Below are 507 nucleotides of genomic sequence, written 5' to 3' on the forward strand. Positions count from 1 at the left end.
GAGAACCGATGTAAGCGACGGCGTTTCCTGCTTCTTGGAATAAGCCACCGATTGCTGAACCCATGTTACCTTTACCGAATACTGTAATATTTGCCATGTTTATATACCTCTTTCATTTGTAAGTTTATTGGTTACTTGTTGATAGGTATATTTAACCATGAAAATCCACTTACTAAAAGTAGGCACTTTTTCCTTAGCTACTTACTTATTGGTAAGTAATGACGGATACCAAGGCTCTGCCAGCAAAAAAGTTTTTAATTTTTTTCTGAATCTTCAATTCCAGGCAGGTTGCCGTTCAAATAATCATTCCCCCAGGCCCGCATCACTTCAATAATAGGTCTTAAGGTATCGCCCAATTCACTCAAGGAATACTCCACTCTCGGCGGCACTTCTGCATAGACGGTCCGCTGGATAATCCCGTCTGACTCCAACTTGCGCAGGTTCTCCGTCAAGACTTTCTGACTGATCCCTTCAATAGACCGGTGCAGCTCATTAAAACGGTAAGTA

The 507-nt window shown here is 42.0% G+C and carries 1 protein-coding gene and 1 pseudogene; both read right to left on the minus strand.

The genetic code is table 11. The annotated features are described in order from the left end of the window. Positions 1 to 97: pseudogene (locus tag ACRCJ0_RS19480) on the minus strand (diguanylate cyclase); the annotation flags it as partial. 157 nt (positions 98 to 254) lie between these two features. Continuing rightward, on the minus strand, positions 255 to 507 hold a 253-nt coding region (locus tag ACRCJ0_RS19485), incomplete at its 5' end, for a winged helix-turn-helix transcriptional regulator (RefSeq protein ID WP_431391877.1).

Source organism: Aerococcus sp. L_32, assembly GCF_050689315.1.